The 17,358-nt window shown below is 70.5% G+C and carries 11 protein-coding genes; 6 read left to right on the forward strand and 5 right to left on the reverse strand.

What is annotated here, in order from left to right:
- Positions 1-47: 47 nt before the first annotated feature.
- Together OSC30_RS05655 and OSC30_RS05660 are read left to right on the forward strand one after the other, a co-directional pair.
- Positions 48-1,754, forward strand: coding sequence for an ArnT family glycosyltransferase (locus tag OSC30_RS05655; RefSeq protein WP_267171058.1), 1,707 nt, complete (start codon positions 48-50; stop codon positions 1,752-1,754).
- Positions 1,751-2,071: a hypothetical protein gene (locus OSC30_RS05660; protein ID WP_267170870.1), complete on the forward strand. Its 321-nt coding sequence runs from the start codon at positions 1,751-1,753 to the stop codon at positions 2,069-2,071. Before OSC30_RS05655 ends, OSC30_RS05660 begins: the two co-directional genes overlap by 4 nt.
- Before the next feature lie 125 nt (positions 2,072-2,196).
- On the opposite strand, the gene OSC30_RS05665 is transcribed toward OSC30_RS05660, so the two are convergent.
- A complete protein-coding gene (locus OSC30_RS05665) occupies positions 2,197-3,093 on the reverse strand; it encodes an LpxL/LpxP family acyltransferase (protein ID WP_267170871.1) in 897 nt (298 codons plus the stop codon).
- Positions 3,094-3,212: 119 nt separating this feature from the next.
- Between OSC30_RS05665 and dtd the strand changes: the two genes are divergently transcribed.
- Positions 3,213-3,656, forward strand: coding sequence for a D-aminoacyl-tRNA deacylase (gene dtd, locus OSC30_RS05670; protein ID WP_267170872.1), 444 nt, complete (start codon positions 3,213-3,215; stop codon positions 3,654-3,656).
- 162 nt (positions 3,657-3,818) lie between these two features.
- Positions 3,819-5,678, forward strand: a complete 1,860-nt coding sequence (gene rpoD / locus OSC30_RS05675) for an RNA polymerase sigma factor RpoD (RefSeq protein ID WP_267170873.1) — start codon at positions 3,819-3,821, stop codon at positions 5,676-5,678.
- A gap of 531 nt (positions 5,679-6,209) precedes the next feature.
- Here rpoD and OSC30_RS05680 read toward each other — a convergent pair.
- On the reverse strand, positions 6,210-7,049 hold the full coding sequence (locus OSC30_RS05680) for a DUF2182 domain-containing protein (protein WP_267170874.1): 840 nt from the start codon (positions 7,047-7,049) through the stop codon (positions 6,210-6,212).
- Between the two features lie 3 nt (positions 7,050-7,052).
- Positions 7,053-7,817, reverse strand: a complete 765-nt coding sequence (locus tag OSC30_RS05685) for a DUF899 domain-containing protein (protein WP_267170875.1) — start codon at positions 7,815-7,817, stop codon at positions 7,053-7,055.
- 98 nt (positions 7,818-7,915) lie between these two features.
- Here OSC30_RS05685 and OSC30_RS05690 point away from each other — a divergent pair, with 98 nt between their 5' ends.
- Positions 7,916-9,136 carry a helix-turn-helix domain-containing protein gene (locus OSC30_RS05690; protein ID WP_267170876.1) on the forward strand — a complete coding sequence of 407 codons (1,221 nt, stop codon included), beginning with the start codon at positions 7,916-7,918 and terminating at the stop codon, positions 9,134-9,136.
- A 9-nt stretch (positions 9,137-9,145) separates the two neighbouring features.
- Positions 9,146-9,796 carry a Vgb family protein gene (locus OSC30_RS05695; protein ID WP_267170877.1) on the forward strand — a complete coding sequence of 217 codons (651 nt, stop codon included), beginning with the start codon at positions 9,146-9,148 and terminating at the stop codon, positions 9,794-9,796.
- Positions 9,797-9,816: 20 nt separating this feature from the next.
- Here the strand turns inward: OSC30_RS05695 and pbpC are convergent, their stop codons facing one another.
- Positions 9,817-12,213: a penicillin-binding protein 1C gene (gene pbpC, locus OSC30_RS05700; RefSeq protein WP_267170878.1), complete on the reverse strand. Its 2,397-nt coding sequence runs from the start codon at positions 12,211-12,213 to the stop codon at positions 9,817-9,819.
- Between the two features lie 153 nt (positions 12,214-12,366).
- Positions 12,367-17,352, reverse strand: coding sequence for an alpha-2-macroglobulin family protein (locus tag OSC30_RS05705; RefSeq protein WP_267170879.1), 4,986 nt, complete (start codon positions 17,350-17,352; stop codon positions 12,367-12,369).
- Between the last annotated feature and the right edge of the window lie 6 nt (positions 17,353-17,358).

Raw genomic sequence — 17,358 nt, forward strand, 5'->3', positions numbered from 1 at the left:
CGGCGAACAGGCTAGACTTGGCTTTTCCCACCAGCGACCTGCCGCCCGTGCCGCCAACCGCCTTCAGTCGAACCGAACACCTGCGCGCCCTGTGGCCGTGGCTGCCGTTGTGGACGGCGGTGGCGTTGCTGGCGATCTTCTCGCACGGGCCGATGCCGCTGTATTCGACCCGTACGCTGGCGGTGGCCTGGGAGATGTGGCAGCACGGGCACTGGCTGGTGCCGTTCAACAACGGCGTGCCGTACAGCGAAAAGGCGCCGTTGCTGTTCTGGCTGATCCATGCCGGCTGGTTCGTGTTCGGCGTCAGCGATGTGTGGCCGCGCGTGCTCGAGGTGATCTTCGGCGGCAGCCAGCTGGTGCTGCTCTCGGTGCTGGCGCGGCGGCTGTTCCCCGATCGCCCGTGGGTGGCCAAGGCGGCGCCGTGGATGCTGCTGGCGCTGGGCTACGCCTTCCTGTTCGGCCTGCAGATCATGTACGACGTGCTGCTGGCGATGTGGTCGCTGGCCGCGCTGCTGTGCCTGACGCGCACGTCCACGCGCGGGGAGCCGCGCTGGTGGCTGTTCGGCGTGTGCCTTGGCCTGGGTCTGCTCACCAAGGGCCCGGTGGCGGCATTGCACGTGGTGTTTCCGTGGGTGCTTGGGCCGCTGTGGAACGACTGGGCCAACCAGCATCGCGCGCGCTGGTACGGGCGCGGCCTGCTCGCCTTCGGGCTCGGCTTCGCGATGCTGCTGGCCTGGGCGCTGCCGGCCGGCTTCAGCGGCGGCGAGGCGTACCGGCAACGGCTGTTCTTCACCCAGACCGCCGGTCGCGTGGTCAACGCATTCGACCACGCCCGCCCGCTGTGGTGGTACGTGCTGGCGCTGCCGGTGCTGATGTTCCCGTTCAGTGGCTGGCCGCGTGCCTGGGCGGCGCTGCTGCTGCTGCGCCGCCCGCTGGATGCCGGCGTGCGCTTCGCGCTGTGCTGGGTGGTGCCGGTGTTCGTCACCTTCTCGTTGATCAGCGGCAAGCAGTTGTACTACCCGCTGCCGGAGTTCGCCGGTGCGGTGCTGCTGCTGGCCGGCGCCATCGCGCTGCTGCGCGAACGGCGACCCGCGCTGTCCTACAACGGCTGGCTCGGCACCTGGCCGCTGGCGCTCGGCGGCATCGGTTTCGGCGTGTTCCTGTTCGTGCTGCCCTGGCTGGCCGCCGGCGGCTACCTGCACGGCGACTGGGTCGACGCGGCCGCCGCCTATAGCCGCTTCTTCGCCGTGGTGTTCTGGCTGCTGGGCGCGCTGCTGCTGCTGCGCGGCCGTGGCGAGATGCGCCGGCTGGCGTTTGCCGGGCTGCTCGGCACGCTGGCGATCAATACGCTGTTCACGCTTACGCTGTGGCCGCGCTACGACCTGGCCCAGGCGACCCGGTTGCTCAGTGCCGCCGATGGGCAGAATCGCGCCATTGCCTATACCGGCGTGTACGAAGGCCAGTTCCATTTCGCCGGACGCCTGCTGCATCCGATCACGGAGTTGCACGGGAGCGGCTCGGTCGAGGCGTTCGCCCGCGCCCATCCCGGCGGCCTGATCGTGACCCATCCGGACGAGCTCGACGCCGCCGCGCTGCGGTATCCGCTGCTGGCGCAGCGGTTCCGCTCCGGCTGGGTGGTGGTCTGGCCGGCGCGCGCGCTGGCCGACCTGCGCGCGGGCCATCGCCCGCCGGAGCCGGCGCAACCGACCCGCATCTACCCCAGCCCCGACGGCCGCTCGCGGCAGCTGCCGTGAGCGATGCGCTGATCGCCGGCCTGCGTGCGCAGTGCGGCGGTCCGCGCGACGGGGCGCTGCTGCGCTTTTCGCTGGGCAACGCCCTGCTGGGTGACGGCCTCGCGGCGGAGGCGGCCGAAGAGCTGCGCCGGGCGCTCGGTTTCGACCCGTCCTATTCGGCGGCGTGGAAGCTGCTCGGCAAGGCCTGCCTGGCGATGACCGACCGCGCCGGTGCAGCGGATGCCTGGCGGCAAGGAGTCGCTGTTGCGCAGCAGCGCGGCGACAAGCAGGCGGAGAGAGAAATGGCGGTGTTCCTGCGGCGGCTGGACCGGTCCTGACGAGCTGCCGGAGCGGGTGCGCTCGCGATGCTCTTGCCCGGTACTACGCACCGTGCACGGCCACGTAGGGTGGGCTTCAGCCCACCGGCGCTTCGCACACACCGCATGAAGCCGCCTGACAATGCTTACCCGTGCTTCGCCCGGTTGTACGGATTGGGCAACCCATGGCCCGACCAGCGCCGGTAATGCCACTGGTACTGCGGGAACGCCAACGCCACGCACGCCTCCACGCCACGGTTCAACGCCGCGCAGGCACGTTGCGGATCGGCATCGTCCAGCCCCGCGGGCGCCGGCAGCAGGTGGATGCGGAAACCCTGCCCGCGTGGCAAACGCTCGGCAAAAGCAAACAGCACGGTGGCCCCGGTGCGCGCCGCCAGCCGCGGCAGCAACACCATGGTCAGCGCATTGCGGCCGAAGAACGGCGCCGGTTCGCCCTCCCCGGCGCGCGGCTTCTGGTCGGGCAGGATGCCGATCGTGCCGCCCGCGGCCAGGCGCTTGTACAGCGTACGCACGCCCGCACCCTCGGCGCGCACCTGCTCGGGCGCCAGCGCGCCACGCACCTTGCGCAGCAGCGGCTCGACCGCGGCAATGCGCGGCGGCCGGTACAGGATCGCCATCGGCATGCGGCTGCATAGCCAGTAATTGAGCAGCTCCCAGCAACCCAGGTGCGGCGCGGCGATGATCACCCCCTTTCCGGTCGCCCGCGCGGCGTCCAGCAGCTCGCCGCCGCGCACCTCGCGCACCAGCCCCAGCGCACGCTCGGCGCCGGCGCCCCATACCTTGAGGATCTCGATGACGGACTTGCCGCCCTCGGCCATCGCCTCGCGCAGCAGCGCCGTGCGCGCCGGTTCGTCCAGGCCGGGCCGTGCGATCGCCAGGTTGGCCGCGGTGTCGCGTGCCGTCCCCCCATGCCACCACAGTGCCAGCTGCCCCATTCCAGCGCCCACGCCATGCAGCAGGCGCAACGGCAATCGCCCGAGCAGGCGCAGCAGGAGATAGAGCAAATAGATATCCGGGCGCATCGAGGGTCTGCCGCTTGTGCACGTTCAAGTGCGAGGTCAAGGAAACAACCGCCCTGCCGTTATGGCAGGACGATCCCTTATTCTCGCAGGGACGCCCTGCCTTTCGTTACCGTTGCCCGATGATCAGCCTGATCCAGCGCGTGCTGTCCGCCAGTGTCGAGGTCGACGGCGCCACCGTGGGTGCGATCGGCCCCGGCCTGCTCGCGCTGGTGGCAGTGCAGCCGGACGATGGCGAGCCGCAGGCCAGGCGCATGCTGGAGCGGCTGCTGGGCTACCGGGTGTTCGCCGACGAGGCCGGCCGCATGAACCGTTCGCTGGCCGACACCGGCGGCGGCCTGCTGCTGGTCAGCCAGTTCACCCTGGCCGCGGACACCCGTTCGGGAATGCGCCCCAGCTTCACCAGCGCGGCACCGCCGGAGCATGGGCGGCGCTGGTTCGAGCGGCTGCTGGAGCTGGCCCGGGCCACGCACGCGGGAGGGGTGGAAACCGGACGCTTCGGCGCCCATATGAAGGTTCGGCTGGTCAACGATGGCCCGGTCACGTTCTGGCTCGAAGTGCCTTGATCCGGTCCGCGACCCGATGGCAAGCGACACGCGATTCACCCACGCAAACGCCCGTCTGGCGCGATTTTTGCGTATAGGCCATGCGAAATTTTTCCCTTTAAAACTGGTCAAAAAAGCGCCACATCGCTATACTGATCGGTTCCTGCATCCGCGGCGGTAGGTATGAACAACAAAGCTCCCGAGCAACAGTCCGAAATCAAGGCGCTCATTTCCAAGGGCCTGGAACAGGGCTACCTGACCTACGCCGAGATCAACGACCACTTGCCCGATGACATCGTCGATCCGGAGCAGATCGAAGACATCATGGCGGTGCTCAAGGGCGTCGGCATCGAAGTGCACGACGCCGCGCCGGATGCCGACCCGCTGGCCGACAACGCCCCCGGCTCCGGCAACGACGACGAGGCCGCCGCCGAAGAAGCGGTCGCCCTGCTCTCGGCCGTCGACGCCGAAGTGGGCCGCACCACCGATCCGGTGCGCATGTATATGCGCGAGATGGGCACGGTCGAGCTGCTTACCCGCGAGGGCGAGATCGCCATCGCCAAGCGCATCGAGGAAGGCCTGGGCCAGGTGCAGACCGCGCTGGCCAGCTTCCCGCTGACCATCGAGCTGCTGCTGGAGGAATACGACCAGCACCTGGACGGCAAGCGCCGCCTGTCCGAGATCCTGGCCGGCTTCGCCGATCTGGAGCTACTCGCCGACCAGGCCCGCGAGGAGGCCGAGGAGGCCGCCGCCAACGGCGAGACGGTCGAGTCCGAGGGTGACGAGGAGGACGACGACGACGAGGAAGAGGAAGCCGGCCCGACCGGTCCCGATCCGGAGGAAGTCAAGCGCCGCATGGAGCTGTTGCGCGACTACTACGCCAAGTTCCAGAAGGCCGCGCCCAAGGCCACCGACATCACCGACAAGAAGATCGTCAAGCTGCGCGACCAGATGGCCGAGGAGTTCCTGAAGCTCAAGCTGCCGTCCGCGCTGATCGACAGCTTCGTGCGCAAGCTGCGCGAGGTGGTGGGCAACATCCGCCATCACGAGCGCGTGCTGATGGAGATCTTCATCAAGCAGGTGAAGATGCCCAAGGCCGAGTTCATCAAGACCTTCCCCAGCAACGAGGGCAACGTCGAGTGGGCGGCCGAGCTGTCGCGCAAGCGCCAGAAGTGGTCGCCGAACGTCAAGACCCATCGCGAGGCGATCGACGCCGAGCAGGAGAAGCTCGCCGCGATCGAGAAGAAGCTGTTCCTGCCGCTGACCGACATCAAGGACATCAACCGCGCCATGTCGATCGGCGAGGCCAAGGCCCGCCGCGCCAAGAAGGAAATGGTCGAGGCCAACCTGCGCCTGGTCATCTCCATCGCCAAGAAGTACACCAACCGCGGCCTGCAGTTCCTGGACCTGATCCAGGAGGGCAACATCGGCCTGATGAAGGCGGTCGACAAGTTCGAATACCGCCGCGGCTACAAGTTCTCGACCTACGCCACCTGGTGGATCCGCCAGGCGATCACCCGCTCGATCGCCGACCAGGCGCGCACCATCCGCATCCCGGTGCACATGATCGAGACGATCAACAAGTTGAACCGCATCTCCCGCCAGATGCTCCAGCAGTTCGGCCGCGAGGCGACGCCGGAAGAGCTGGCCAAAGAGATGGAGATGCCCGAGGACAAGATCCGCAAGGTGCTCAAGATCGCCAAGGAACCCATTTCGATGGAGACCCCGATCGGCGACGACGAAGACTCCCACCTGGGCGACTTCATCGAGGACACCAACGCGTTCTCGCCAGTCGAATCGGCCACCGAGACCGGCCTGATGGAAACCGTGCGCGACGTCCTCGCCGGGCTCACCCCGCGGGAAGCCAAAGTGCTGCGCATGCGCTTCGGCATCGACATGAACACCGACCACACCCTGGAGGAAGTCGGCAAGCAGTTCGACGTCACCCGCGAGCGCATCCGCCAAATCGAAGCCAAGGCGCTGCGCAAGCTGCGCCACCCGAGCCGTTCGGAGCAACTGCGCTCGTTCCTCGACCTCGAGTAAGCGCCGGCCGCACGCACCACCACGACGCCCGCCCTCGCGCGGGCGTCGTCGTTTCGGGAGCCCGGCTCTTCGTAGGAGCCCACTTGTGGGCGATGCTCTTCCGCACGATGGCCCAGGAGCATCGCCCACAAGTGGCTCCTGCAAGAAGGCACCGCGCCGCACGGCACCTACCCACACGCCGCCACCCCAAGTACCATCCCCGCCACGGGCCTATAGCTCAATGGTTAGAGCAGGGGACTCATCGAAAGGTGCCGCCGCGCCGTAATGCGCGGACGGGAACGGGATGAATTCAGGGAAACCTCAGCGGCACGGCCGGTGGCAACCCTGAGCCAAGCCGGCGGTACACCGCCGGAAGGTGCAGAGACTACCTGGGGGCTAGAGCGCCCTTGATCACAGGCTGGAGCGTCCCGCGCCCCACCCACCGCAAGGCGGAGGGCGAAGAGATAGTCCGCGCCGGAGGGAAACCTTCGGACCACGCGAATCCCTTGGTTCCAGGTTCGAGTCCTGGTGGGCCCACGAATTTGCGATACCTCACGCGCCGCCGCCGAGCGCGCGCGTGATGAGCCACGTCCCCGCGGCGATGGCCAACGCGCCGACCACACGCCGGCCGGCCTGGCCGCCGGGCGCGAGGCGCTCGACGGTGATGGCGCCGGTTACGGCGGCCATGGCACGCAGGTCCATGCAGCCGAGGGCGAGAAGGCTCGCGGTGAGGCCGGCGCAAGCGCAAACGCAATGGCGGCCGAGTCGCCAGCCCGCGCGCCAGGCGGACGCCGCGCCATCGGGCAGCGGGTCCGGATGCTGACCGGGTGCGGCGCGGCAGTAGGCCAGGTGTCGAGCCTTCCATCGGGAGAACTGGAGGAAGCCGGCTAGCGCGACGACGGTACCGACGACGAGCGGCGCGGACCGCGCCAACACCGGCAGCCCACTCCCGGCGACCGTGGCCAACGCCACCACCGGATACGTCGCCAGCCCGAACAATACCCACACCGCGAAGTACGCCAACCCCATCAGCATGATCCATCGTTGCGGCCGTGCGCCGTCGAACCGGTGCAGGGCCTCGCGATAGCGCCACAGCGAAGGCAGCAGCGAGGGCAGCATCATCGCGACCATCATGACCAGCCACATGCCGGTGAACGAGGCCACCGCAGCCCACCCAGACCCGCCCGGCACCTGCAACCGTGCCACCGACATCGTCGGGTCATCGACCATGGGCATCGCCGCCACGGATGCCCCATGGGCGAAGGTCGCCGCCGCGCAGATGGCGAAGAGCAGGACACCGGCGCCAAAGAACAGCCACCGTGCGCCCCGCCCGTCCGCCGGCGGATCGGGGACGGGCGGACCGATCGGCAGGCGTGCGTCCCGGACAGCCACGGCTCAACGCTCGCCGTATTCGTCGTGGCGCCGCCACCACACGCCCTGCTCGTTGCGACCCTTGGGTGCGCGGTCGAGCCATTGGTACATGTTCCACAGGCCGTCCAGGCCGCGCGCGTAGGTGGAATAGGTGTGGAAGATGTCGCCGCCTTCGCGCACGAAGCTGCTCAATCCGGGGCGGTCGCGCACGTAGGTGGGCGCATCGGTGCCGCAGGTGGCGGCAAACTGGTGGACCGGTTCAGAGTAGGCCTCGGCGGCCATCGGGTGCCCGCCGCGGCGGTAGTTGTATTCGACGCCCCCGGCCTGCTGTTGCGCCTCGGTGATCGAGACGTTGAAGTCGTAGTTGAAGTCGCCCTCGGACGAGGACGCCCAGGGGAAGCGCCAGCCCATGCGCTGCCTGTACGCCTGCAGCTTGGCCAGCGGCGCGCGCGAGACCGCGCAGAGCGTGACGTCGTGGTGGGCCAGGTGGGCGACGATGCCGTCGAAACCGTCGGCGATGGCCGAGCAGGATGGGCAGCCGGCGGCATAGCCGGGGCCGAACATGAAGTGGTAGACCAGCAACTGCGAGCGGCCCTGGAACAGGTCCGCCAGCGTGGCGCTGCCCTGGTCGGCGTCGAACCGGTAGGTCTTGTCGACACGGACCCACGGCATGGCCTGCCGCTGCCTTGCCAGCTCGTCGCTGCGCCGGGTCAGTTCCTTTTCCGCCTCCAGCAGCGCCAGTCGCGCTGCCAGCCATTGGTCGCGTGTTGCGAGGGTTGCCTGCGTCATTGCCGTTCTCCGTGGTCGTAAGTGGCGTCGGCTACGCTAGACCCGGAGCGCGGAATGCGGGGAGTGACAACTGTGGCGCGATTGCGCGGCCGGACCGGATGGATGCGCTGATCACTGCCGCGGCGCGCGCCTTGGCGGCGGGCGACCCGCTGGGCGCGTTGAACCGCGTCGCCCTGCGTGACGACGCGCCCGCGCTGGCCCTGCGCGGTACCGCGATGGCACAGCTCGGTGACTTGCCGCGCGCGAAGGCGCTGCTGCGCGCCGCGGCGCGTGCGTTCGGGCCGCGCGAGGCGCTGGCCCGTGCGCGCTGCGTGCTGGCCGAGGCGGAGATCGCGCTGGTCTCGCGCGACCTGCGTTGGCCGACGCGCGCGCTGGAGGCGGCGCGGATCGCGCTGGAGACACATGGCGACCGGACGAACGCCGCCCATGCGCGCAATCTGCAGGCGCGCCGGTTGCTGTTGATCGGGCGCCTGGACGAAGCCGAGCGTGTGCTCGACGGGCTCGATCCCTCGCTCTTTCCCCCACCGCTGCGCGCGGCCCACGAACTGGTGGTCGCCGGCATCGCCGTGCGCCGGCTGCACACCGCGGCGGCGCGCACGGCGCTGGCGCGGGCCACGCAGGCGGCACGCCAGGCGCGGATCCCGGCGCTGGTGGCCGAAGCCGAAGACGCGGCGCGCGTGCTGGCAGCTCCCGCGGCGCGGCGCATCGCGCACGACGGCGAGCGGCTGCTGCGACTGGACGAGGTGGAGGCGCTGCTCGGCTCGGACGCGCTGGTGGTGGACGCATGCCGCCAGGTGGTGGGCGATGCACACGCGAAGGTGCCGCTGTCCAGCCGGCCGGTGTTGTTTGCGCTGGCGCGCGCGCTGGGCCAGTCATGGCCCGGCGACGTGCCGCGCGACGCGCTGGTGGCGTTGGTCTTCCGCAGCCGCTATGCGGACGCCTCGCACCACGCGCGCCTGCGGGTGGAGATCGGCCGCCTGCGCGCGCTGTTGCGCGACGTGGCACAGGTGCGCGCGACCCGGCGCGGTTTCGAGTTGCTGCCGTTGCAGGCGCACTCGGTGGTGGTGCTGGCACGGCCGGTCGAGGAACGGCACGGGGGGGTACTCGCGCTGCTGGCCGACGGCGAGTCCTGGTCGAGCTCGGCGCTCGCGCTGGCGCTCGGCACGAGCCAGCGCAACGTGCAACGCGCGCTCGATGTGCTCGCGGCCGAGGGCAAGGTGCAACCGGTCGGGCGCGGGCGCGCGCGCCGCTGGATGACACCGCCCCTGTCGGGATTCGCGACCACCTTGTTACTCCCGCCGCCGCCATCGGAGGGCTAGGATCGCCGCATGAAACCCACCGCCGCAAACATCCTCCAGGAACTGGGTCCCTTCCCGGGCGTCGATAACGTGCATGGCGTGAGCTACGACGGCGAGCGCGTCTGGTTCGCCTCCGGCGACCGCCTGAACGCGCTCGACCCGCACAGCGGCCAGACGCTGCGCTCGCTCGATCTGGCCGCGGACGCGGGCACCGCGTTCGACGGCCGGCACCTGTACCAGATCGCCGAGCGCGAGATCCACAAGATCGACCCGCAGACCGGTCGCGTGCTGGCCACCCTGCCGGCACCGGGCGACGGCGGCGATTCCGGGCTGGCCTGGGCCGAGGGCTCGCTGTGGGTCGGGCAATACCGCGAGCGCAGGATCCACCAGGTCGACCCGCAGACCGGCGCGGTGCTGCGCACCCTCGAAACCAACCGGTTCGTCACCGGCGTCACCTGGATCGAGGGCGAACTCTGGCACGGCACCTGGGAAGGCGACCAGAGCGAGTTGCGGCGGGTCGACCCGCGCACCGGCGAGGTGCTGGAAAGCGTGGAGATGCCAGCCGGGGCGGGCGTGTCGGGGCTGGAATCCGACGGCGCGCAGCGGTTCTTCTGCGGCGGCGGCGGCAGCGGCAAGTTGCGGGTGGTGCAGCGTCCGCGGCGTTCGGTGGCGACGGACTGATCGCTACCGGCGCGCCGACGTCATCGCGGCGCCTGCCAGCGCGCGCCGCCCGGCGGCGCGGCCACCGCGAATCGCACGCTCGCCCACGCGCCATCCGACGACAGCGCGGTCAGCGCGTGCGCGCCCGGATGGGCGAGCGCCAGCGCGAGGCTGCCCTCGCCTTGCGTGCTGCCTTGCAGGCGACCATCGAGTAGCCACTGCACATGGGTCTGCGCGCCGAGCGCGCGGACGTCGATCCGCAGCGGCCGGTCGCTGTTGGGTGCCTGTCGCAGCGTGGCGCCATCGCGCAGCCCGCTGATGCGGATCGGGGTGGCGACGGCGAGCGAGTCGGGCGCGCAGCCGGGAGCCAGCGGTGGCAGCCGGGAGGCCGCGCGGTCGGCGGCGGTGAGCCACGGCGTGGCCAGGGCCGGCCAGCGGGCGAGGGTTACGCGTTGCTCGTGCGATGCGTGGCAACCGGCGCTGAGGCGGCGGCCCTCGGCATCGACCCGCAGTTCGAGGCGGCCGCTCATCCAGGCGCCGGGATCGCGTTCGGCGAAGGTGGGTGGCAGGGCGTTGTCCAGAGCCCAGGCCGTGCGGCGGTGGCGGCACAGATCGGGCTCAGTGCGGTCGGCGGGTTGGCCCAACGGCCAGCAGATGTCGACGGCGCGCACGCTGGTCGGGCGCGGCGCGTGCACGCCGCCGCGGCCGGGCAGCATGTCGACCAGCTGGAACAACAGAGGCAGCGCGGTGACGGCGCCGTATTGGCCCGGCGACGGGGTGCCGTCGGGGCGGCCGATCCACACGCCGATGGTCCAGCGGTCGGTGACGCCGATCGCCCAGGCGTCGCGGTAGCCGTAGCTGGTGCCGGTTTTCCAGGCGACGTTGGCGTGCCGCTGGATGGTGCCCTGCAGTGGCGCACCCTCGACGTCGGCGGGGTTGCTGGCGAGGATGTCGCGGACGATCCACGCCGCACCCGGCGAGAGCAGGCGGCGCGGGCGCGCCGGCTGCCCGGGCGTGTACCGCGGCGCACCGGCGATGCCGCCGTTGGCCAGCGCGCTGTAGCCGCCGACGAGATCTTCCAGCCGCGCGGCCGTGCCGCCCAGGATGATCGAGAGGTTGGGACGCGCGCCGGCGGGCAGCTGCAGGTCGATGCCGCCGCTGGCCAGCCGCGCGACGAAGCGGTTCGGGCCGACGCGGTCGAGCATGTCCACCGCCGGCACGTTGAGCGAACGCTGCAGTGCCTCGGCCACGCTGACCGGGCCGCTGAAGGCCTCGTCGAAGTTGCCCGGGTGATAGCCACCGAAGTCCTGCGGCGCATCGACCAGCAGGCTTTCGGAGGTGACCAGGCCATCGTCCAGCGCCAGCCCGTAGAGGAAGGGCTTGAGCGTGGAGCCGGGCGAGCGCGCCGCCCGCACCATGTCGATGTGCCCGGCGCGCTCCGGGTCGGCGAATTCGCCGGTGCCGACGTAGACACGGGTGGCGAGCGTGGCGTTGTCCACCGCCAGCAGCGCGACCGAACTGCGCGGCGGCAGCCGCGCGAGGTAGCTGGTGACGTGGTCCTCGGCGGCGCGCTGCAGGTTGGCGTCGAGCGTGGTGACGATGCGCCGCGCATGGGGCTGCTGCTGGTGCAGGCGCCCGGCCAGCAGCGCGGCGGTCAGCGGCGCGCGCAGCGAGCGGGCGACCACCGGTTCGATCGCCGCCTGGCGTACCTGTTCGGCCGTCCAGATGCCCTCGTCGCGCAGCCGGTGCAGTACCTTGTCGCGGGCGGCGCGCGCCCGTTCCGGGTGGCGGTCCGGGCGCAGCCGGCTGGGCGCTTGCGGCAGCACCGCCAACAGCGCGGCCTCGGCGCGGGAGAGCCGGCGGGCGCTCTTGCCCAGGTACGCCCACGAGGCGGCCTCGACGCCTTCGATCGTGCCGCCGAACGGCGCGTGGTTGAGGTAGAGCTCGAGGATCTGCGTCTTGCTGAGGTGCGCCTCCAGCTGCAGCGCGCGCAGGATCTGCCTGAGCTTGCCGCCGAAGGTGTGCGGGATCGGCTCGATGATGCGCGTGACCTGCATGGTCAGCGTGGAGCCGCCGGAAACGATGTGGCCGTGCAGCGCGCCCTGCATCGCGCCGCGGATCAGCGCGAAGGGATTGACGCCGGGGTGGTAGCGGAACCAGCGGTCTTCGTAGCCGAGCAGGGCCTGGCGGTACAGCGGCGAGACCTCGGCCGCGGTGGTGGGATAGCGCCAGACGCCGTCGCGGTCGGCGAAGGCGCGCAGCGGCGTGCCGTCGCGGGCGAGGACAACGGTGCTGCCGGTGCCGGGCGGCGGCAGCGGCAGCGGGAACAGGCGATCGAGCGCGAACGCGATTAGCAGGACGGCGACGAGGGTGATCGCCATGCCGCGCAGCCAGCGTTTGCGGCGGGAGCGGTGCTGCGGTGTGGAGCTATGGGTCATGGTCGAGGGCGGTCCGCGACCTGCGCTTGCCGCAGGGCGGCGCCTGCCGTTGCAGGAGCGCACCCCGTGCGCGACCGGGAGGATGGCGGTCGCGCACAAGGTGCGCCCCTACAGGATCTTGCGCGAGCCGGGGCTTCCATGGCTGTCGTGCGATCAGGGCTCGACCACGGTGATCTTCGCCGGCGCGGCCTTGCCGATGCCGCGCAGGGCCGGGCGGTACATGTCTTCGACCAGCGGCGGCGGCACGGTGTAGACGCCCGGGGTGACCGCGCGCACCAGGTAGAACACGTGGGCCGGATCGCCGCGGCGCAGGCGCAGCGCCGCGGCGTAGCGGTCGTCACGGTACTCCTCGTGGACCAGGTCGGCGGCGCCGGCGTGCTGGTCCATCTCGATGCCGTCGACCACCACGCCTTCCCATTGCTGCGCGCCGCCGAGGTTGAGGTTTTCCACTTCCAGGCCGCCGGGCAGCAGGTCGGTGACCAGCGCGTCGGGCATGTCGGCGCGCGCCTCGATGGTGAGCTCGACGATCAGGCTGTCGCCTTCCTTCAGCGTGTCGGCCTCCCACGGCTTGCCGTCGGTGGTGAAGTAGCGGCGGCGCACGTCGACCTGGCTGGCATCGGCGGCCGGCGGCTGTTGCGGGATGCCGGCGATGTCCAGGGTGGCGAACACGGTGCCTTCGCCGGCCGGCTGCACGGTGATGCCGCCGGCGAGCTCGGCAAGGCTCAGCTCGCGCGTCCACAGGCGCTTGTCGGCCGGTGCAGCTTCGCGCTTGCCGGCGATGGTGAGGTCGACCGCCAGCGGCGCGGCCTTGCCAGCGTCGAAGGCGCGGGCCACGCGGGCGATCGCGGCCTGCTCCTGGGTGGACAGGTAGGACCACGACCAGTGGTAGTAGGGCACCTTCTGGTTCGTGGCGTGCTCGCGCGCGGTGGCGTTGCGCGCCCACTCGATCAGCTTGGCGTCGTAGGCGGGCTTGGCCAGGCCGTAGCGGTGGGTGAGCGCGACCATCAACGCCAGGTCGCGCAACTCCGAGCCGTAGTCACCGACATACCAGGGGTGCTCCCGGGTCCAGGCAAAGGCTTCGTCGATGGCTTTCTGCGCGCGCCCGCCATCGCCCATCAGCTTGAGCGCGACGCCGAGGTGCACCAGCGGCAGCGGCGCGACCAGCTTGCTGCGGTCGTTGTCGAAGATCGCGCGCAGAGTGCCCAGCGGGGCGCGATTGACGCGGGCCAGCACGAAACCGGAATAGGCCTCGTCGGCGATGCGCAGGTGATCGTGATGTTCGTAGCTGTAGTAGCGGTGGCCGCCGCCGAGCAAGTCGTCGCTCAGGCGCTTGAGCGATTTCTGCAGCACTTCCTGCGGCACGGCGAAACCTTCCTCGCGCGCATCGAGCATGAAGTCGACCACGTAGGGCGTGATGAAGGTCTGGATCGGGCTGGTGCCGCCCCAGAAGCTGTAGTGCCCGTTGCTGGCCTGGAACGAGGCGATGCGCGCCAGCGCGCCGTCGACCGCGGCCTTGCGCACCGCCTCGTTGGTGGACTGGCCCAGCGCCTTGGCGGTGGCCGGGTCCAGGATCAGCGCGGCGTAACCCTTGCTGGTGGTCTGCTCGATGCAGCCATAGGGGTAGTCGAGCAGGTGGCGCAGCGCCGAGCCGTAGGGCAGCGGCGGCAGCGTGCTGAGGGTGAGCTGGGCGCGCACGGTGGCGGGCAGCAGGCCTTTGGCGGCGCCGGCGTCGAGGTGGGCGGGCTTGCCGGCCTCGATCGCCAGCGGCACGGTGTGCTGCTGCTCGGGCCAGGCCGGACGCACGGCGAACTCGAAGTGGCGATCCACCACGTAGTCGTTGAGCGTGGCATGGATATCCAGCTTGGCCACGGCGGCACCGGCGCCGGCGGTGACCGGCATGCTCAGCACGGTGCCGGCACCGTCCTTCAGCGCCACCTCGCGGCTGGCGTTGGCGATGCTGATCGGGCCGCTGCCCTTGACCACCACCCTGGCGGTGCCGTCGTGGCCGGAGAGGTTCTTCAGGTCCAGGCTGATGCGCGCCTTGTCGCCGGCGGCCATCACCCGCGGGGTGCCCGGCTCGACCACCAGCGGCGCCCGCACGGTGACGGCGCCCTCGGCGTTGCCAAAGCGGTCGGCGCTCCACGCCAGCGCGGCCAGCCGCAGGCGGCCGTTGAAGTCCGGCACCTCCACCCGCAGCGTCGCCTTGCCCTGCGCGTCGAAGGCGACCGGGGCGGCGAACAGGTCGACGATCTGCACCTTGGGATTGAGTCGCGCCGCGTGCGGCAGCGCCTTGCCGCTCATGTCGCCGCCGTAGCGCAGCCGGGCCTCGGCACCGTCCATCGCCTCGATGATGCGGCTGTACAGGTCGTAGGCGTCCACTCCGAACGCACGCTTGGCGAACATCCACGCCCAGGCGTCGGGCACCGGGTAGCCGGTGATGTTGATGACGCCCTGGTCGACCGCCGCCAGGGTGACGTAGGCGCGCGTGTTGGCCAGGCCTCTGGCTTGCACGGTCACCTCGAGCGGATTGCCTGGCCGCATCCGGTCGGGCGCGGTGAGGGCGAGCGGGATGCGCCGGTCGTTGCGCTCCATGGTCACGTGCTGCACGCCCAGCGCGCGCGCCGGCGTGGTGTGCTCGGTAGCCTCGCCGCCACGGAAGACCAGCGCCGAGACGTACACGTCGTGGCGCTCCCAATCCTTGGTCACCGGGATATCGAAGGTGGCGCCAGCCTTGGCGTCGATGTCGCGCACGTAGAGCAGATGGTCCGACTCGACCAACAGCAGGCCGGGGCCCTCCTGCGGCGGCGTGACCGTCACTTTCATGGTGTCGCCGGCACGGTAGCGGGCCTTGTCCAGTTGCAGCTTGACCTTGTCCGGGCGCGCCTCCTTGCCCAGGTTCTCGTCCTCCCAGCTCCAGCCGGCGAAGAACGGGAACACGGTGGTGAGCTGCGTCTGCGGGTCGTACACCTCCAGCCGGTAGCCGCCCCACTCGACCGGAAACTCGACGTGCGCGCGCTGGCCGGCCGCCAGGTCGATGTCCTTTTCCTCGATCAGTTGCAGGCGCTGGTGGGCGTCGGAGCTCCAGCCGCCGCTGCGCTCGTACAGCCAGTAGAAGTCGCGCAGCTCACGCTGCAGGCGCACCTTCAGATGTTTGGCGGCGACCAGCTTGCCGTCGGCATCGGCCCGCAGGATCTCGAACGCGGCCTGGCCCTCGCTCTGCGCGCCCTGCCCGGGATCGAACAGCGGGCGCACGCCGACCAGTTGCGGCGCCGGCCAGTACACGCGCTCGAGCAGGCGGGTGACGGCGCGGCCGCCGCTCTCGAACACACTGCCGGAAAGGGTCACCGCCAGCGGCGCGAGCGGCTTGACGTCGGCCGGCAGCGTGATGTCCTGTGTGAGCTTGCCGTTCGCGTCGAGCCTGGAGTCGACGACGTCGCTGGCGCTCTTGGGCAGATCCACCGTGGGATCGCCGAAGAAAGTGTCCTTGAGCTGCTCCAGTGGATGCACTTCGGGCGCCACCAGCAGCTTGGCGGTGAAGCGGTTGCCTTCGGCGGGCGCGCCATAGAGGTAGCTCGAGGCCACCTCGAGCTTGAGCGGCTGGTTGGGCGCAAGCCGCGCCTGTGGGCTGTCCAGCGCAAGTTTGAGGCGTTCGGGCAGGAACTCCTCGACGTGGAACGGGAACGCCTCGACCGCCTCCTTCGCCGCCGGATCCAGGCGGAACTCGAGCTGCCACAAACCGGTGGGCGCGTCGGGCGGGACCACCTCGCTGAGCTGGAAGTAGTTGAGGTCGGCCGGCTGCAGCCGGGTGTCGGCCAGTGTGCGGCCGTCCGGCTGCTTCAGGCGCACGAACAGCGACTGCGGCTTCATCGGCTTGCCGTCGCCATCGCGCAGCAGCGCGGAGACGCGCATGGTCTCGCCGGGCCGGTACAGGTCGCGGCTGGACCAGGCGTAGACCTCGAACGGCGCCTGCCGGCGGCCGGTGACGTCGAAGTTGGAGATGTCCAGCGCCGGCCGGTTGAACGGCAGCACCGAGACGTCGTCGCCATGGCGCGCGATCAGCACGTCGGCCGGATCGAGCTTGTAGGCGATCAGCGCGTTGCCGTCGCCGTCGGTGGTGGCGGTGACCCGGGCCTCGCCGGAGGGCCCGTCGATGCGCACCTCCACGCCCGCCACCGGCGAGCCGTCACGCAACGAGGCCACGTGCAGCAGCGCGTTGTCGCGGTACACGCGCAGGTGCAGCCCGAGGTCGCTGACGAAGAAGATCGCGCTGTCGTAGCTGCCCTTGAAGGTGCCGCCCTGCTTGACCACCGCCATGTACACGCCGGGGCGCTGCAATTCGTGGATGTGCTGGATCGGCAGGTAAGTGACGGTGCGTTCGTTGTCCTCGCCGCCGAGCGCGAAACGGTTGGCGTAGACCGACTCGGCCATGTCGGTGATCGGCCGCTTCACCCGGTCGCCGTGCTCGCAGACGTTCCAGCGGTTGATGTCGTGGTCGAGCTCGTAGTTGTCGCGCTGCTTGTTGGACGGATAGGCGCAGTAGAGATCCGACAGCGCGTCGTCATGCACGCGGAAGAACTCCACGTCGGCGTCGTGCACGTTGACCGACACCAGCGGCAGGCCGCGGCTGCCGCGCGCCGGCAGCACGCTGCCGTGCGAGGCGAAGCCCACCGCTGCCGGCACGCTGCCCGAGTAGATGTCGCGCTTGAGTTCATGGCCCAGCGTGCGACCGTCGGCGGCGAGCAGGCCGGCATGCAGCAGCACGGCGTAATGGGTGTCCGGCTGCACGAACGGAAAGCGCAGCGTCCTGCCGTCGTCGCCCAGGCTCCAGCTGCCGCTGACGGACGCACCGTTCGGGCCGGTCACCGCGAGCTGGCGATCGAACGGCTGTGCGGCGGCCAACGGCACGTTGAAGCGCAGCACCAGCGCGGTGCGCGCATCGCGCCGGTCGGAACCGGCCGAGGCCAGCGCGAAGGCCGCCTTGCCCGGCGCGGACGCGGCGGAGGCGCTGGCTGCCGGGGCGCCCTGCAACGCCGGCTTGTCCTGCGATGGACGTTGGCAGCCCGCCAGCGTCACCAGTCCTGCCCATGCCAGACACAACACGACCTTGCGCGCCGAAAGCACGCGGAACGACTGCCACATGACGAT

Origin of the sequence: Frateuria hangzhouensis, assembly GCF_026410505.1 — a bacterium.
Classification (GTDB): Bacteria; Pseudomonadota; Gammaproteobacteria; order Xanthomonadales; family Rhodanobacteraceae; genus Frateuria_A; species Frateuria_A hangzhouensis.

Bases quoted from the DNA above. Each gene is read 5' to 3' on its own strand.
- OSC30_RS05665 (WP_267170871.1), bottom strand. From the start codon at position 3,093: ATGCGCCCGGATATCTATTTGCTCTATCTCCTGCTGCGCCTGCTCGGG.
- dtd (WP_267170872.1), top strand. From the start codon at position 3,213: ATGATCAGCCTGATCCAGCGCGTGCTGTCCGCCAGTGTCGAGGTCGAC.
- rpoD (WP_267170873.1), top strand. From the start codon at position 3,819: ATGAACAACAAAGCTCCCGAGCAACAGTCCGAAATCAAGGCGCTCATT.
- OSC30_RS05685 (WP_267170875.1), bottom strand. From the start codon at position 7,817: ATGACGCAGGCAACCCTCGCAACACGCGACCAATGGCTGGCAGCGCGA.
- OSC30_RS05690 (WP_267170876.1), top strand. From the start codon at position 7,916: ATGGATGCGCTGATCACTGCCGCGGCGCGCGCCTTGGCGGCGGGCGAC.
- OSC30_RS05695 (WP_267170877.1), top strand. From the start codon at position 9,146: ATGAAACCCACCGCCGCAAACATCCTCCAGGAACTGGGTCCCTTCCCG.
- pbpC (WP_267170878.1), bottom strand. From the start codon at position 12,213: ATGACCCATAGCTCCACACCGCAGCACCGCTCCCGCCGCAAACGCTGG.
- OSC30_RS05705 (WP_267170879.1), bottom strand. From the start codon at position 17,352: ATGTGGCAGTCGTTCCGCGTGCTTTCGGCGCGCAAGGTCGTGTTGTGT.